This window comes from Terrabacter sp. Soil810 (assembly GCF_001429645.1).
In the GTDB taxonomy this organism is placed as follows: Bacteria; Actinomycetota; Actinomycetes; order Actinomycetales; family Dermatophilaceae; genus Terrabacter.
Genome location: NZ_LMSW01000011.1, coordinates 1,260,221 through 1,276,296 on the forward strand (window position 1 = coordinate 1,260,221; position 16,076 = coordinate 1,276,296).

Annotated in this window: 17 protein-coding genes; 9 read left to right on the forward strand and 8 right to left on the reverse strand. The window is 70.2% G+C overall.

Annotated elements, in window-relative coordinates; genetic code table 11:
* Positions 1-44: 44 nt before the first annotated feature.
* The 4 genes from ASG96_RS11735 to aat all read left to right on the forward strand — a co-directional run bounded on the left by ASG96_RS11735 (position 45) and on the right by aat (position 3,623).
* On the forward strand, positions 45-1,211 hold the full coding sequence (locus ASG96_RS11735; RefSeq protein WP_057588414.1) for a glycerate kinase: 1,167 nt from the start codon (positions 45-47) through the stop codon (positions 1,209-1,211).
* 127 nt (positions 1,212-1,338) lie between these two features.
* Positions 1,339-1,716, forward strand: a complete 378-nt coding sequence (gene erpA, locus ASG96_RS11740; protein ID WP_020145450.1) for an iron-sulfur cluster insertion protein ErpA — start codon at positions 1,339-1,341, stop codon at positions 1,714-1,716.
* 172 nt (positions 1,717-1,888) lie between these two features.
* A complete protein-coding gene (locus tag ASG96_RS11745; RefSeq protein ID WP_056758130.1) occupies positions 1,889-2,875 on the forward strand; it encodes a carbohydrate kinase family protein in 987 nt (328 codons plus the stop codon).
* 73 nt (positions 2,876-2,948) lie between these two features.
* Complete coding sequence (aat, locus tag ASG96_RS11750) at positions 2,949-3,623, forward strand: leucyl/phenylalanyl-tRNA--protein transferase (protein ID WP_056758126.1); 675 nt, start codon at positions 2,949-2,951, stop codon at positions 3,621-3,623.
* On the opposite strand, the gene ASG96_RS11755 is transcribed toward aat, so the two are convergent.
* Together ASG96_RS11755 and ASG96_RS11760 are read right to left on the reverse strand one after the other, a co-directional pair.
* The gene (locus ASG96_RS11755; protein WP_056758123.1) at positions 3,592-3,849 is read right to left on the reverse strand and encodes a sulfurtransferase TusA family protein; all 258 of its coding nucleotides are present in this window, start codon (positions 3,847-3,849) and stop codon (positions 3,592-3,594) included. The two genes, aat and ASG96_RS11755, sit on opposite strands and share 32 nt — an antisense overlap.
* Positions 3,846-5,000 carry a cysteine desulfurase family protein gene (locus ASG96_RS11760; protein WP_057588017.1) on the reverse strand — a complete coding sequence of 385 codons (1,155 nt, stop codon included), beginning with the start codon at positions 4,998-5,000 and terminating at the stop codon, positions 3,846-3,848. Before ASG96_RS11760 ends, ASG96_RS11755 begins: the two co-directional genes overlap by 4 nt.
* Positions 5,001-5,322: 322 nt before the next feature.
* On the opposite strand from ASG96_RS11760, the gene coxB reads away from it, so the two are divergent.
* The 3 genes from coxB to ASG96_RS11775 are packed head-to-tail and all read left to right on the forward strand — an operon-like array spanning position 5,323 to position 8,425.
* Positions 5,323-6,249, forward strand: coding sequence for a cytochrome c oxidase subunit II (coxB, locus tag ASG96_RS11765; protein WP_369793612.1), 927 nt, complete (start codon positions 5,323-5,325; stop codon positions 6,247-6,249).
* Between the two features lie 41 nt (positions 6,250-6,290).
* Positions 6,291-8,018 carry a cytochrome c oxidase subunit I gene (gene ctaD / locus ASG96_RS11770; RefSeq protein WP_235506710.1) on the forward strand — a complete coding sequence of 576 codons (1,728 nt, stop codon included), beginning with the start codon at positions 6,291-6,293 and terminating at the stop codon, positions 8,016-8,018.
* Between the two features lie 5 nt (positions 8,019-8,023).
* The gene (locus ASG96_RS11775) at positions 8,024-8,425 is read left to right on the forward strand and encodes a cytochrome c oxidase subunit 4 (protein WP_056758111.1); all 402 of its coding nucleotides are present in this window, start codon (positions 8,024-8,026) and stop codon (positions 8,423-8,425) included.
* Between the two features lie 443 nt (positions 8,426-8,868).
* Here ASG96_RS11775 and ASG96_RS11780 read toward each other — a convergent pair whose 3' ends face one another.
* The 6 genes from ASG96_RS11780 to ASG96_RS11805 all read right to left on the reverse strand — a co-directional run bounded on the left by ASG96_RS11780 (position 8,869) and on the right by ASG96_RS11805 (position 14,330).
* Positions 8,869-9,219 carry a metallopeptidase family protein gene (locus tag ASG96_RS11780; protein WP_057588018.1) on the reverse strand — a complete coding sequence of 117 codons (351 nt, stop codon included), beginning with the start codon at positions 9,217-9,219 and terminating at the stop codon, positions 8,869-8,871.
* Positions 9,220-9,310: 91 nt separating this feature from the next.
* Positions 9,311-9,760 carry a hypothetical protein gene (locus ASG96_RS11785; protein WP_057588019.1) on the reverse strand — a complete coding sequence of 150 codons (450 nt, stop codon included), beginning with the start codon at positions 9,758-9,760 and terminating at the stop codon, positions 9,311-9,313.
* Between the two features lie 118 nt (positions 9,761-9,878).
* Positions 9,879-11,642, reverse strand: coding sequence for a ubiquinol-cytochrome c reductase cytochrome b subunit (locus ASG96_RS11790; protein ID WP_057588020.1), 1,764 nt, complete (start codon positions 11,640-11,642; stop codon positions 9,879-9,881).
* Entirely contained in the window at positions 11,639-12,748 is a 1,110-nt protein-coding gene (locus tag ASG96_RS11795) for a ubiquinol-cytochrome c reductase iron-sulfur subunit (protein ID WP_056758096.1), read from the reverse strand. The genes ASG96_RS11790 and ASG96_RS11795 overlap by 4 nt, the downstream gene beginning before the upstream one ends.
* A gap of 49 nt (positions 12,749-12,797) precedes the next feature.
* Positions 12,798-13,607, reverse strand: a complete 810-nt coding sequence (locus tag ASG96_RS11800) for a c-type cytochrome (protein ID WP_056758093.1) — start codon at positions 13,605-13,607, stop codon at positions 12,798-12,800.
* Between the two features lie 60 nt (positions 13,608-13,667).
* Positions 13,668-14,330: a heme-copper oxidase subunit III gene (locus tag ASG96_RS11805; protein ID WP_082588757.1), complete on the reverse strand. Its 663-nt coding sequence runs from the start codon at positions 14,328-14,330 to the stop codon at positions 13,668-13,670.
* A gap of 214 nt (positions 14,331-14,544) precedes the next feature.
* Between ASG96_RS11805 and ASG96_RS11810 the strand changes: the two genes are divergently transcribed.
* Positions 14,545-15,015 carry a response regulator transcription factor gene (locus ASG96_RS11810; RefSeq protein WP_057588415.1) on the forward strand — a complete coding sequence of 157 codons (471 nt, stop codon included), beginning with the start codon at positions 14,545-14,547 and terminating at the stop codon, positions 15,013-15,015.
* A gap of 3 nt (positions 15,016-15,018) precedes the next feature.
* Positions 15,019-16,068: an anthranilate phosphoribosyltransferase gene (trpD, locus tag ASG96_RS11815; protein WP_057588021.1), complete on the forward strand. Its 1,050-nt coding sequence runs from the start codon at positions 15,019-15,021 to the stop codon at positions 16,066-16,068.
* Positions 16,069-16,076: the final 8 nt, after the last annotated feature.

The window sequence follows — 16,076 nt, forward strand, 5'->3', positions numbered from 1 at the left end:
GGCGGACCGACGCACGGCGACACGGCAGTGGGAGGATGCCGGACGTGCACGTCATCATCGCCCCCGACTGCTACACCGGCACCCTCACCGCGGCCCAGGCCGCGGCCGCGATGGCCGAGGGCTGGGGCCGCACCGCCCCCGGCGACCGGCTGACGCTCGTGCCCCTTTCCGACGGCGGACCCGGCTTCGTCGACGTCCTCGCCGAGAGCCTCGACGGCGAGGTCCACGCCGTCGTGACCACCGACCCGCTCGGTCGCGAGGTGCCCGGCACCATCCTGCTGGCCACCGGCGCAGGCGGGCGGACGGCCTACGTCGAGTCCGCCCAGGCCGCAGGACTGCACCTGCTCGCACCCGACGAGCGGGACCCGACCCGCACGTCGACGTCCGGGGTCGGCACGCTCGTGCTCGCGGCGCTCGACGCCGGCGCGCGGCGCGTGGTCATCGGTCTCGGCGGGTCGGGCACCAACGACGCAGGGGCCGGGCTCCTCGCCGCCCTCGGGGTCGGCCCGGTCGCACGACTGGGCCACGGCGGACTGGCGCTCGCCGGGACCACCCCCGACGACGTCGCGGGCCTGGACGCCGCCCGCGACCGCCTCCGGGGCATCGACCTCGTCATCGCCAGCGACGTCGACTCGCCGCTGCTCGGCCTCAAGGGTGCGAGTGCTGTCTTCGGGCCCCAGAAGGGCGCGTCCGAGGAGGACGCCCAACGGCTCGAGAACGCGCTGGGCCACTTCGCGAGCGTCGTGGCCCGGGTGCGTCCGCCCGCCAAGGACCTGCTGACGGGCACCCTGCTCAAACCCGAGCGCGAACCGGGCGCCGGCGCCGCCGGGGGGCTCGGCTACGCCCTGCACCTCCTCGGTGCGCGCCGGGTCTCCGGGGTGGAGGCGGTGCTCGACGCGGTCGGGTTCGCCGATCTCGTGGCCTCGGCCGACCTCGTCGTCACCGGCGAGGGCAGCTTCGACTGGCAGTCGCTGCGTGGCAAGGTCGTCGTCGGCGTCGCCGAGGCCGCAGGGCGGGTCGGCGTCCCGGTCATCGCCGTGCCGGGCCAGTCCCTCGTCGGCCGCCGCGAGGCGATGACGGCCGGTCTGTCGGGGGTGTACGCCGTCGCGGAGCGTCCCGACCAGGTCGCCGCCGCGCTCGCCGAGCCCGCGGCCCGTCTCGCTGAGCGGACGGCGCGCGTCGCGCGGACGTGGTCGCCGTCCACGTCCTGAACGGCGAGATGGGGGAGGATGCGCGTTTCGGTCGAGGCCCGACGTATCCTTGAGGCGTCGGGAACACATCCGGCGCGGCATGGGTTCTCTCTTCCGACCCATGCTCCACGACGTGAAGGACCAACACATGAGTGTCGAGACGAACGCATCTCCCGCCGAGGTTCAGACCGAGGCTCCCGCCCACGGTGTCGTCCTGACGGACGTCGCGGCCACGAAGGTCAAGAGCCTGCTCGAGCAGGAGGGTCGCGACGACCTCCGCCTGCGCGTGGGTGTCCAGCCCGGTGGGTGCTCGGGCCTGATCTACCAGCTCTACTTCGACGAGCGCAGCCTCGACGGTGACCTCGTCCGCGACTTCGACGGTGTCGAGGTCGTCGTCGACCGCATGAGCTCCCCCTACCTCGAGGGCGCCACGATCGACTTCGCAGACACCATCGAGAAGCAGGGCTTCACGATCGACAACCCCAACGCCGGCAGCAGCTGCGCCTGCGGCGACTCCTTCAGCTGAGTCGCACGCACCAGGGCGCCCGGCGCCTCGCCCGTCCGAAGGGCCCGACCGTCACGGTCGGGCCCTTGGTCGTCCCCGGGCCTGTCGTCGTCCCCGGGTCTGGCGTCGTCCTCGGGCCTGTCGGCGTCGGCGTCGGCGTCGGCGACGCCGCGATCCCGGGTAGGTTCGTGCTGTGCAGATCGCCATCACCGGTTCCATCGCCACCGACCACCTCATGACCTTCGACGGACTGTTCGCCGACTCGCTCGTCGTCGAGCAGCTCGACAAGATCTCCCTGTCGTTCCTCACCTCGGACCTGCAGGTCCGCCGGGGCGGTGTCGCCGCCAACATCGCGTTCGGCATGGCCAACCTCGGCCAGCGGCCGCTGCTCGTCGGCGCCGTCGGTGAGGACTTCACCGACTACCGCAGCTGGCTCGAGCGGCACGGCGTCGACTGCGGCGGCGTGCACTACTCCGAGTCCCAGCACACGGCGCGCTTCATCTGCACCACCGACCGCGACATGGCCCAGATCGCCACGTTCTACGCGGGAGCCATGACCGAGGCGCGCGACATCGAGCTCGCGCCCGTCGCCCATCGCGTCGGTGGCCTCGACCTCGTCGTCGTCGGCGCCAACGACCCCGAGGCCATGCTGCGCCACTCCGACGAGTGCCGCTCGCGGGGCATCCCGTTCGCGGCCGACCCGTCGCAGCAGCTGGCCTTCTGCGACGGTCCGACCATCGCACGCCTCATCGACGGCGCCGAGTACCTCTTCACCAACGAGTACGAGAGCCACCTCGCCTGCCAGAAGACCGGCTGGAGCGAGGACGAGCTCGCCGACCGGGTCCGGGTGCAGGTCAAGACCCGCGGCAAGGACGGCGTCACCGTCCGCGTGCGCGGCGAGGAGCCCGTCGAGGTGGGGATCGCCCGCGAGGTGCGCAAGGCCGACCCGACCGGCGTCGGCGACGCCTTCCGGGCCGGCTACCTCACCGGTCTCGCGGCCGGTCTGCCGGTCCGGCGCTGCGCCGAGCTCGGCTCGATGCTCGCCACCTATGTCATCGAGACGATCGGCACGCAGGAGTACGCCCTGGGCAAGGAGCGCTTCCTCGAGCGGCTGGCCGAGGCCTACGGTGCCGAGTCCGCCGACGAGATCGGTCCCCACATCACGTGTCCACGGCCATGACGCCGTCACCGGACCGGCGCTGACGCTCAGAGGTTCTGAGCAGCCCACCCCCACGACACCCGGGAGCCCGTCCGTGCCCACGCCGCCGCCGTCCACCCCCTGGGACTTCGCGCTCGACCGCGTGCCCCCGGGTGAGGACCTCATCGGCATCGGCGCGGACCTCGACGTCGCGACGCTCTTCGAGGCGTACTCCGTCGGTGTCTTCCCCATGGGCATCGGCGACCACGGCGCCGAGCCGATCGGGTGGTGGTCACCGGACCCCCGCGGCATCCTGCGGCCGCGCGAGCTGCGGGTCAGCCGCTCGCTGCGCAAGGCCGTCGCCCGCTTCGAGGTGCGCGTCGACACCGACTTCCGGGCCGTCGTCGAGGCCTGCGCGGCTCCCGACCGGGACGGTCGGTGGATCACTCCCGAGATCGTCGACGCCTACGTCGAGCTGCACCGGGCCGGCTGGGCGCACTCCGTCGAGACGTGGCAGGACGGCGAGCTCGTCGGCGGGCTCTACGGCGTCGCCATCGGCGGGCTCTTCGCGGGCGAGTCGATGTTCCACCACGAGCGCGACGCGTCGAAGGTCGCGCTCGTCGGCCTGCGCGACCTGCTCGTCACCGACGGGGACCCGCGTCGCCTCCTCGACGTCCAGTGGCAGACGCCGCACCTGGCCACGCTGGGGGTGCGTGAGGTCCCTCGCGACGAGTACCTCGCGATCCTGCCGACCGTGCTCAGCGCGCCCCTTCCGGCCTGCTGGGCCTGACGACCTCGACGAGGTATGCCGTGTGGTCGCCTTCGTCGCGCGCCCCCACGAAGCGGTGGCCGCGCATCCGGCACCAGGCGGGGACGTCGTGGGCTGCGGCCGGGTCGGTCGCGAGCACGGTGACGGACGCGAGGTCTGGACGGTCGCGGACGAGCCGGGCGAGACGGATCACGGGGAGGGGGCAGCGCTCGCCGCGTGCGTCGACGACGGCCTCGTCGTCGGTCACAGGTCGCCGACCCCGAGCTGGTCGCGGACGGCGCGGATGCTCGGCGCGATGGCAGCGGTGAAGGCCCGGACGTCGTCGGCGAGTGCGGGGGAGACCGCGGGCAGGGGCAGCGTCACCCGCACGTTGCCGTGCGTCAGGACCCCCATGGCCGCGAGCACGTGGCTCGGCTCGAGCGTGCTCGACGTGCAGGCGGACCCGCTCGCGACGGCGAACCCGGCGGCGTCGAGGGCGCCGACGACGGCCTCGCCGTCGACGTAGAGGCTGGAGAAGGTCACGACGTGGGGGAGCCGGTCGTCCGGGTCGCCGACGACCTCGGTGTCGGGCACCGTCGACGCGGCGCGGCGGATGTCGTCCACGAGGGCTCGCGCGACCTGCGTGTCCGCCGGCCGGGTGGCCGTGGTCTGCTGCCACGCCTCGGCCGCGGCGAGCGCGAGCGGCACCCAGGGAGTGACGTCCGCGCGACCCTGCTCGACGTCGGCCCGGGCCTCGGGCCAGTGCCACCTGACACCCTCACGCACGACGAGCACGCCGAGCGGCGGCCCGCCCCACGACCGCGCCTCACCGACGAGGACGTCCCAGTCGCGCGGCACGTCGTCCCGCCCCAACGACGCCATCGCGTCGACGACGAGCGGGATGCCGTGGGCCGCGGCCGCGTCACGCGCAGCGGCGAGCGGCTGGCGGGTGCCGACCTCGCCGTTCGCGCTCTGCAGCGCCGCCACGACGCTGCCGGGGACGGCCAACGCGTTGCGCCACGCATCGAGGTCGAGCCGTCCGACGGAGTCGACGGCCACCTCGGCGAACAGGGCCGGGTCGCCGGCGGCGGCCGCGCGGGCCCGCCCCGGGACGAGCACCGCGGAGTGCTCGACCGCGGAGGCCACGGTGCGCGCCCCACGCCGCCGGGCGGCATACGCCAGCCCGTCGACAGCCCGGGTCAGGGCGGTCGGACCGCTGGGCAGGAAGCTCACCTCGGTGGGCCTGACGCCCAGCCCTGCGGCCACGACCTCGCGCGACCGGTCGAGCAGGGCCCGGGCCCGGCGACCCTCGGCGTGCAGGCGGGCGGGGTCGGCCCAGCCCACCTCGAGGGCGGCCAGCAGGGTGTCGCGCGCGACCGGATGGAGCGGCCCCGACGCCGCGTCGAGGAGGCGCCGCACGACCGGTGGCCGTGAGGGCCCCGTCGAGGCCACACGGGAGGGCTCGGCGGAGGGTTCGGGGGAGGGCTCGGTCGCCTGCTGGCGGGCGTCGGGGAGCCCGCCGGACGCCCGCTGGGAGCCTCCGGGAGGGGACGACGGGCCCGGTCCAACGTTCGTGCCCGGATCGTGACTGACCACTCCGCAACGTTAGCCGCCCCCTGCGGACAGCGTGACAAGTGGGACGGTAGGGTTGCGCCGTGGGCCTTTGCCGCCCAGACGGTTTGACGTGAACACGTTCGACGCGCGCCCTGCGCGCCCACGTACGGAACGAAAGGTGCACCTGGTGCCTGAGCTCGAAGACACCCCAGCGGCGTCGCCGGTGGTGACGACGGTGGTAGGTCAGACCGGGCGGCGACGCACGGGTCTGCGCATCGCCGGGATCGCCGGGATCGCGGCGCTGGCCCTCAGCGGCTGCCAGGGACAGGTGTCCAACGGATACCTGCCCCCGGTGGTTTCCGACACCGGCCAGCGGGTGACCGACCTCTGGATCGGCAGCTGGATCGCGGTGCTGGCCGTGGGCGCCGTCACCTGGGGCCTGATGCTCTACGCCGCCGTCCGCTTCCGCAAGCGCCGGGGTGACGAGACGCTTCCCGTGCAGCTGCGCTACAACGTGCCCATGGAGATGCTCTACACGGTCATCCCCGTCTTCATGGTGGCCGTCTTCTTCTACTACACCGCGCGTGACGAGGCCAGGCTCGTCGACACGAGCACGAAGAAGGACCTGACGGTCAGCGTGGTCGCCAAGCAGTGGAGCTGGGACTTCAACTACGTCGACTCGAACGTCCACGAGACCGGCGTCCACACCGAGCTCGACGGCAGCGAGGGCAAGCGGGCCCAGATGCCCGTGCTCTACCTGCCCGTCAACAAGCGCGTCGAGTTCGTCCTCAACGCCCGTGACGTCATCCACAGCTTCTGGGTGCCGGCGTTCATGATGAAGATGGACATGCTGCCCGGCAAGACCAACAAGTTCCAGCTGACGCCCACGCAGGTCGGCACGTTCCAGGGCAAGTGCGCCGAGCTCTGCGGCGCCTACCACTCGCAGATGCTCTTCATGGTCAAGGTCGTGCCGCAGGCGGAGTACGACCAGGAGATGGAACACCTCCGGTCCATCGGCCAGGAGGGCCTCATTCCCGTCGACGTCAGCCGCGAGAAGATGGTCCAGGCCGACATCGACAAGATCCCCGCACCGGCTCGCACTGGGAGCAACTGATGACGTCCGCAGCCTTCAACCGTGACGCCCAGGTCCCGGGCATGACCACCACCGCGCGGCCGCGGCTGGCCAAGGGACAGACGTTCGTCAAGTGGGTGACGACGACCGACCACAAGGTCATCGGCAACCTCTACTTCATCACGTCCTTCATCTTCTTCCTGCTCGGCGGCCTCATGGCGCTGCTCATCCGCGCCGAGCTCATGGCGCCGGGTCTGCAGGTCGTCGACAACCCCGAGCAGTACAACCAGCTCTTCACGATGCACGGCACGATCATGCTGCTGCTCTTCGCGACGCCGCTCTTCGCCGGCTTCGCGAACGCCGTCATGCCGCTGCAGATCGGTGCGCCCGACGTCGCGTTCCCGCGCCTCAACATGTTCGCGTACTGGCTCTACCTCTTCGGTGGCCTCATCGCGTCCGTCGGCTTCCTGACGCCGCAGGGTGCGGCCGCCTTCGGCTGGTTCGCCTACGCCCCGCTGTCCGACGTCAGCTACTCGCCCGGCGTCGGCGGTGACCTCTGGGTGTTCGGCCTCGCGTTCGCGGGTTTCGGCACGATCCTCGGTGCCGTCAACTTCATCACGACGATCATCTGCCTGCGTGCACCCGGCATGACGATGTTCCGCATGCCGATCTTCACGTGGACCGTGCTGATCACCTCGCTCCTGGTGATCCTCGTCTTCCCGATCCTCGCCGCGGCGCTCTTCGCGCTCGGCGGCGACCGGCGCTTCGACATGCACATCTTCGATGCCGAGAACGGTGGCGCCATGCTCTGGCAGCACCTGTTCTGGTTCTTCGGGCACCCAGAGGTCTACATCATCGCCCTGCCGTTCTTCGGCATCATCAGCGAGGTGCTGCCGGTCTTCTCGCGCAAGCCGATCTTCGGCTACAAGACGCTCGTCTTCGCCACGATCGCCATCGCGGCCCTGTCGGCGAGCGTCTGGGCGCACCACATGTACGTCACGGGACAGGTGCTCCTGCCCTTCTTCGCCGTCATGACGATGCTCATCGCCGTGCCCACCGGCGTGAAGTTCTTCAACTGGATCGGCACGATGTGGGGCGGCAAGGTCGTCATGGCCACCCCGATGCTGTGGGCGATGGGCTTCCTCGTCACCTTCCTCTTCGGCGGTCTGACCGGCATCATCCTGTCCAGCCCGGCGCTCGACTTCCACCTGTCCGACAGCTACTTCGTCGTCGCGCACTTCCACTACACCGTCTTCGGCACCGTGGTCTTCGCGATGTTCGCCGGCTACTACTTCTGGTGGCCCAAGCTGACGGGGCGGATGCTCGACGAGACGCTCGGGAAGATCCACTTCTGGATGCTCTTCATCGGCTTCCACATGACGTTCCTCATCCAGCACTGGCTCGGTGTGGAGGGCATGGCACGTCGCTACGCCGACTACCTGCCCGAGGAGGGCTTCCAGCTCGCCAACATCGTCTCGAGCGCCGGCTCGTTCCTGCTCGGCGCCTCGATGATCCCGTTCGTGTACAACGTCTGGAAGACGTGGCGCACGGCGCCGCTCGTCGAGTCCGACGACCCGTGGGGCTACGGCGCCTCGCTCGAGTGGGCCACGTCGTGCCCGCCGCCGCGGCACAACTTCACGTCGCTGCCGCGTATCCGGTCCGAACGTCCCGCGTTCGACCTGCACCACCCCGAGGCCGTCACGGGCGTCGCGCCCGTCGCCGACCAGGGCACCCTCGTCCAGGTCATGGGGCCGGCCGACGTCGCCGGGTCCGAGAAGGCCACCGCCAGCACCGAGAAGCGTGAGGACTGATCCCGATGCGCGTCGAGACCAAGCTCTTCCTCTACCTGTTCGTCTTCTTCGTCCCCGTCGTGCTCATGTACGGCTTCTGGTCCAAGTGGGAGGAGCCGATCGGCGTCACGGCGCTGGTCCTCACCGCCCTGCTGTTCGCGCTCACCGGCTTCTACCTCTGGATGACCGGCAAGAAGCTGCCGCTGCGCCCCGAGGACAACGCTGCCGGTGAGATCGAGGACGCCGAGGGCAACTACGGCTACTTCGTCGCCAGCTCCTGGACCCCGCTGTGGCTCGCCGGGTCCGGCGCGATCATGTTCGCGGGTCTGGCGATCGGCTGGTGGCTGTTCATCATCGGCGCCGTGTTCGGAGTCGTCGCCGTGTGCCTCTGGGTCTTCGAGTCCTTCTCGGGCGAGTACTCCATCTGAGTCGATGCGTCCGGCGCCCGCGCGCCAAGGTCACGCAGCAGAAGGGCCCCGGTCGTCGACCGGGGCCCTTCCGCATGCTCGGTGGCAGCCCCGTCACGAGGAGGTGCTGCGGTGACGGCGTCGTCTCATCTGCCTGACGACGCTCCGCCCGGAGCCGGACAGCGCGAAGGGGAAGGCCGTGGGCCTTCCCCTTCGATCCGACCCTGACCTTCACGGTCCGAGTGGCTCGCAGTGCGATCGTGTGGGAGAGAACATCTGACGCACCTCCATCCGATCGGTTGAACGGTTCCTCGACGGTATCCCCGGTCGGCGACCACGTAAAGGGGCGCTCCGGGCGGCCCCGACAAACTGTCCCGGGTGCGAGACGCCACGCTGGGCGCCCATGGGTGTCCGCGGGTGTCCGCGGGTGTCCGCGGGTGTTCGTGGTGAAGGCGCGAGCGAGCTCAGCCCCAGCCCAGCTCGTGGAGGTGCTCGTCGTCGATGCCGAAGTGGTGGGCCACCTCGTGCACGACGGTGATCGCGATCTCCTCGCGCAGCTCGGCCGTGGTGTCGCACATGCGCTCCAGCGGGCCCTGGAAGATCGTGATGCGGTCGGGAAGCGATCCGGCGTCCCGCCAGCCGTCCCGCTCGGTCAACGGTGTCCCGTCGTAGACCCCGAGCAGGTCGGGATCGTCGGGTGGGGGCTCCTGCTCGACGAGCACCACGACGTTGTCCATGGCGCGGGCCAGCTCCTGAGGGATCGAGTCGAGGGCATCGCCCACCGCCTCCTCGAACTCCGCCTCGGACAGCCGCATGGTCCGAGTCTGTCATGACCGTTCGTCGCGGAGTCCCGCGCGAGCGAGCAGCCGAGCGGCCTGCGGCCGGCTGCTCGCGAGGCCCTCGGGATCAGCTGCCGTCATCGTCGCCGCCGGAGGGCGCCGGCGTCTGCGACACGGAGTCGGACCAGGCGGCCTGGGCGCCGCTGTGGCCGATGCGCACGACCTGGACGCTCGTGCCGAGTGCCGCCACGAGCCCGAGGACCGCTCCCGCGAGCAGGACCGGGCGCGGGACGACCGACGTGCGGGCGCGGGCCTCGTCCGTACGTGCGGCCGGTGAGCCGTCGGCAGGAGGCGTGGTGTGTGAATGGCGCTCTCGCCGGGCCACGACGAGGAGCAGGGCCGCGGCGACGGCGAGACCGATGACCCAGAGCAGCAGACCCTCGGCGAGCTGGGAGTGGGTCTCGATGAGGTCGCTGTGCTCGACCCGCCGCTCGAGCGACTCGCCCGACTCGGTCGACAGTGCCTGTCGTTCGGGGACGGGGGGTACAGCCGTGCGCCCAGGTGCTCTCGACGACATCTCAGAAAGTTCTCATGAGCGACATCCCGCGCCCAGGGATGGACCCGGGACGCCGAGAGGGACCTCCCGTATCGGGAGGTCCCTCTCGTGGTCGGTCAGCGTGACCGACGACGCGGCGTCAGCCGTGCTGCTTGTCCGCCTTGACCGTCTCGCGCTCCTGGCCGGCCGCTGCGGGCTCGATGGCCTCGTGCCCACCGTCAGGTGCGGCTGCGTGGTCGTCGTGCTCGTGGTGGGCCGCCTCGAGCTCAGAGGGGGTCGCCGGTGCCACCCGGTCGCGGAAGTAGAAGCGCGAGAACTTCGCGCGCAGGCGCTCCTTGCGGGCGATCGGGCTGTCGACCCCGTTGGCGTCCTTGCCCGCCGTGAGCTCGAGCGGCTCGAGGGACTCGTGCTGGATCAGGACCCAGCGCTCCTCCGGTGTGAGCGGGGCGTGGATCTCCTCGAAGCGACCGTCGGCGTGTCGCCAGATCGTGCCGGTCTCGCGGCCGTGCAGGACCTTCTGACGGTCGGCACGCTGCAGGCTGAGGCAGATGCGCTTCGTGATCCAGAAGGCCACGGGCGGGGCCACGAAGAAAAGCACGCGCAGCGTCTGGGTGATGTCGTTGATCGACAGGTGCAGCTTGATCGCCATGAGGTCGTTGCCCGCGGCGAGGAAGAGCACGACGTACATCGAGATACCGGCGATGCCGATCGCGGTGCGTGTCGGTGCGTTGCGCGGGCGGTCGAGCAGGTGGTGCTCCCGCTTGTCACCCGTCACCCAGGCCTCGACGAACGGGTAGACCCCGATGATCGTCCACATCAGGGGCAGCAGGATGAGCGAGCCCGGGAAGATGTTCATGCTCCACGTGAAGCCGAACGTCTCGAACTCGAGGAAGCCGGGCAGCAGACGCAGTGCGCCGTCGGCGAAGCCCATGTACCAGTCGGGCTGCGAGCCCGCCGTGATCGGGGACGGGTCGTACGGGCCGTAGGCCCAGATCGGGTTGATCGTCACGACCGCCGAGATGAGGGCGATGACGCCGAACACGATGAAGAAGAAGCCACCGGCCTTGGCGATGTACACCGGCATGAGCGGGTAGCCGACGACGTTCTTGTTGGTGCGACCCGGTCCGGGGAACTGGGTGTGCTTGTGCAGGAACACGAGCAGGATGTGCGCCGTGAACAGGCCCACGAGGATGGCCGGGATGAGCAGCACGTGCACGGAGTACAGGCGCGGGATGATCGCCTCGCCCGGGAACGCGCCGCCGAAGATGAAGTACGACAGGTACGAGCCGATCACCGGCGCCGACTGGATGAAGCCGTTCATGGCGCGGATGCCGGTGCCGGAGAGCAGGTCGTCGGGGAGCGAGTAGCCGGCGAAGCCCTCGATGCAGGCCAGCAGCGACAGGATGGTGCCGAAGACCCAGTTGATCTCACGCGGCTTGCGGAAGGCGCCGGTGAAGAACACGCGGGCCATGTGGACGAAGACCGCCACGACGAAGATCAGGGCGGCCCAGTGGTGGATCTGCCGGATGAGCAGGCCGCCGCGGATGTCGAAGGAGATCCCGAGCGTCGAGCGGTAGGCGTCGGACATCGTCACGCCCTGCAGCGGGACGTAGGAGCCGTCGTAGACGACCTGGGTGGCACTCGGCACGAACCAGAACGTGAGGAAGGCGCCGGTCAGCAGGCAGACGATCATCGAGTACATCGCGATCTCGCCGAGCATGAACGACCAGTGGTCGGGGAAGACCTTCTTCGCGAGGAAGGAGACACCCTTCGCGCCGCCGAGGCGGTCGTCCATCCAACCGGCGATGCCGCCAAGGGGCTTGGTGGCGGAGGCGTGCTCGTCGGCCTGGCGGTCGCCGGCGCGGAGTGCGTCGGCGGGACGAGTCTCGTTGATGGTGCTCATCGCGCACGCTCCCAGAAGCTCGGTCCCACGGGCTCTGCGAAGCCTGCGGGGGCGACGAGGTATCCCGCGTCGTCGACGGTGATCTTGAGTTGCGGCAGGGCCCGCTTGGCCGGGCCGAAGATGACGGCGCAGTCCTCGGTGAGGTCGAAGGTCGACTGGTGGCACGGGCAGAGCAGGTGATGCGTCTGCTGCTCGTACAGGCCGACCGCGCAGCCCACGTGGGTGCAGATCTTGGAGTAGGCGACGACACCGTCGACGCCCCAGTCCTTGGCCTTCTGCACCTTGATCAGGTCGGGGTCGAGGCGGATCAGGATGACCGCCGCCTTGGCCTTGGCCTCGAGGACGTGCTTGCCCTCGTCGATGTACTTCTGGAGCGTCTCGGGCATCACGTGGAAGACGGAGCCCGAGGTGACCTCGTCGAAGCGGATGGGCGTCATCTCCGGGTCACGCATGAGCCGGATCGGCTTGCCGCCGTTGTCTTTCGGGTCCCAGATGGTGTGCTTGAGCTCCTCGATGTTCGTCGGTCCGAGCGACCCGGCGACCTGGAGGCCGAGGGGAAGGATGAAGAGACCGAGCGCGCCGCCGAGGGAGTACTTGAGGACCGGGCGACGGGGCAGCTGGGTGGACCCGACACCCTCGCTGACGACCGCGACGGCCTTGGCGCGCTGCTCAGCCGTCGACGCCTGCTCGTGGCGCTCCTCGACGATCTCCTCGTCGGACATGAGCGTCTTGGCCCAGTGCACGGCGCCGATGCCGATGAGGAAGATCGAGAAGCCGAGCGAGAGGCCGAGCACGACGTTCTGCGTCTTGGTGAGACCGACCCCGGGAAGGAAGAAGGTGGCCTCGTCGGGCACGGCGAAGTAGCTGACGACGAACACGAGGGTCGCGAGCATCGACAGGCCGAACAGCGTCGCGACCTGGCGCTCGGCGCGCTTGGCGGCGGCGGGGTCGTCGTCGGCGGCCCGGTGGATGTGCGGGGGTAGACCGGGGTTCTCGAACTGGTCGACGCCCGTGATCAGCGAAGCCGGCAGCAGGTCGTGACCGTCGCTGGATGCGGGGACGAGAGCCGTGCTCTTCCCGTGGTCCGTGGTCTCGTGGTCGTTCATCGGGTCGTGGTCCTGTCGTCGTTCGTGATCGGGACGATGCAGCGCGGGGTCATGCGGCCTTCTTGCCGAGCCAGACGGCACAGCCGATGAGGATGCCGAGGCCGAACACCCAGGCGAAGAGACCCTCGGACACCGGACCGAGGTTGCCGAGCGTGAGCCCGCCGACGTTGGTCTGGTTCTCCTGCGCCTTGAGGTAGGAGATGACCTTCTGCTTCGACTCCGGCGTGAGGTTCGTGTCGTTGAACACCGGCATCGACTGAGGGCCGGAGACCATGGCCTCGTACATGTGCCTCGGCGTGACGCCGTCGAGTGCCGGGGCGTACTTGCCTCGGGTCAGGGCACCGCCCGCGCCGGCGAAGTTGTGGCACATGGCGCAGTTGACGCGGAAGATCTCGCCGCCCTCGGCGATCGCCTTGTTGTTCTCCGGCGTGCCCGGCTCGATGACCGTCGTGTACTTCTCCTCGGGGATCGCCGGGCCGGGGCCGAGCGAGGCGACGAAGGCCGCGAGGGCGGCGATCTGCTCGTCGTCGAACTTGACCTTGTTCTGGGGAGCCTGGACGTTCGGGCCGGCGAGCGGCATGCGCCCGGTGCCGACCTGGAAGTCGACCGACGCCGCGCCCACGCCGACGAGAGACGGCCCGGACTTGGTGCCCTGGGCGCCGACGCCGTGGCAGCTGGCGCAGTTGGCGATGAAGAGGTCCTTGCCTTTGGCGACGTCGTCGGCGGCGGCGGCCGACGCGGCCGCGTTGGCGTCCTTCGGGGCGAGGAAGGAGTAGGCGCCACCGGTCACGAGGAGGCCGAGCAGCAGCAGCACCGCGATGGCGGCGGGGTGTCGGCGTCGGGTGGCCAAGGCGTTCACTGTGGGTTCCTGTCGTCCATGGAGGTGGGGGTCGGGTCCGGCTGCGCGCTCATGCCGGGGTCAGCGGAGGATGTAGATGGTCGCGAAGAGCGCGATCCACACGACGTCGACGAAGTGCCAGTAGTACGACGTGACGACGGCGCCGGTGGCGTTGGCGTGCGTGTAGCGACGCGTCGTGAACGTGCGGGCGATGATGAGCAGGAAGGCGATCAGGCCACCGGTGACGTGGAGACCGTGGAAGCCGGTCGCCATGTAGAAGACCGAGCCGTAGGCGTCGGAGCTCAGCGTGACGTTCTCGTGGACGAGCTCGGAGTACTCCATCACCTGACCGGCGATGAAGAAGGCGCCGAAGAGGTACGTCAGGACGTACCACTCGCGCATGCCCCAGCCCTTGATGTCGAGGAGCTTGCCGGAGCGGGCCTTCTGGCCGCGCTCGGCCTTCCAGACGCCGAGCTGGCACCACACGGAGGAGATGACGAGCACGAGGCAGTTGACGCTCGCGAACGGGAGGTTCAGCTTCTCGGTCTGCACCGCCCAGAGGTCACCGCGGACCGACCTGAGCTGGAAGTAGACGGCGAAGAGACCCGCGAAGAACATGAGTTCGCTGGAGAGCCACACGATGGTGCCGACGGCAACCATGTTGGGGCGGGTCGCCGGCCCGTGATGGGCCGGATTCGCTACTGCGCTTGAAGGAACTGCCGATGCTGTCGCCACGTTGGACATTATTCCCACATTCCTGTCCGGCTGTGCGAGGGACCCCCCGCATCGGGGCCCTTTCTCGCGCGGGTGTAGAGGATTCGTGACCATTCCGACACGAACCCTGAACAGCCGTGTCGTGGGCCGTCCGTCACCACCTTCCCACGCCGGTGTCCACCGGCGTCTCGCGGGTGGGGAGGTCGTGCCGTCGGTCGCGGGCCCGCCCGGTAGCATCGGGCGCATGACCGCCTCGAACGACAGCGCAGCACAGGGTTCGTCCACCGACATCGCGACGACGGCCGGTTCGCAGCGGCCGGTGGCCCGGGTCAGCGTGCTGCTCTACAGCGACGACTTCACGACCCGTGACGCGGTGCGCGCGGCCGTCGGTCGTCGCCCCGCCAAGGACGTCGAGGTCGTCCGCTGGCACGAGTGCGCGACCGCCGACGCGGTGATCAGCTCTGTCGAGTCCGAGCGGTTCGACATCCTCGTGCTCGACGGCGAGGCCGCAAAGGTCGGCGGTCTGGGGCTGGCCCGCCAGCTGAAGAACGAGATCTTCGAGTGCCCGCCGATCGTGGTGCTCACGGGCCGCCCGCAGGACAGCTGGCTCGCCGCCTGGTCCCAGGCCGACCTGGCCGTCCCGCACCCGCTCGACCCGATCGCGCTGACGTCGGCCATCGCCACGCTCGCGCGCTCGGGCGTGCCCACGGCCTGACGCATGGCGCCCGACGCGACGACCTGGCCCGCACTGCTGACCGACCTCATCGCCGGTCGTGACCTCGACCGGGCGACGGCCGAGTGGGCCATGGAGCAGATCATGTCCGGAGAAGCCACGCCCTCGCAGGTCGCGGGCTTCCTCATCGGTCTCCGGGCCAAGGGCGAGAGCATCGAGGAGATGCTGGGGCTGGCCGAGCAGATGCTCGCCCACGCGCGCCGCATCGAGGTGCCAGGACCGAGCCTCGACATCGTCGGCACCGGCGGGGACCGGGCCCACACGGTCAACATCTCGACGATGTCCTCCATGGTGGCCGCTGCCGCCGGTGTGCGGCTCGTCAAGCACGGCAACCGGGCCGCGTCGTCGTCGTCGGGCTCGGCGGACGTGCTCGAGGCACTCGGTGTCGACCTGTCCCTGACGCCCGAGCGCGTCGTCGAGGTCGCCTCGGAGGCCGGCATCACCTTCTGCTTCGCGCAGACCTTCCACCCCTCGTTCCGTCACACCGCCGTGCCGCGCCGCGACCTCGGCATCGGGACGGCGTTCAACTTCCTCGGTCCCCTGACCAACCCCGCCCAGCCGACGTATGCCGCCGTGGGCTGCGCGGACGCACGCATGGCCCCGCTGCTGGCGGGTGTCTTCGCCGATCGTGGGAAGGATGCTGCGGTCTTCCGTGGTGACGACGGGCTCGACGAGGTCACCGTGTCGACGACGACTCACGTGTGGTGGGTCCGGGGCGGGAGCGTGACCGAGCGCTCCGTGGACCCCACACGGCTCGGGCTCGAGCTGCACCCGATCGAGGATCTGCGCGGCGGGGACGCGGCACACAACGCGGGCGTCGTCCGCGACGTCTTCGCCGGCGCCACCGGCGCGATCCGGGACGCGGTGCTGCTCAACGCGGGCATCGCGCTCGCCCTCACCCGATCCGACTCGGGATCGTCGGAGGCCGACTTCGACGCCGACGTGCGAACCGGGATGGACCTCGCGGCGGACGCCATCGACAGCGGCGCCGCGACGGGCCTCGTCGATCGTTGGGTGGCGGCGACCCGACGCTGACTCGGCGG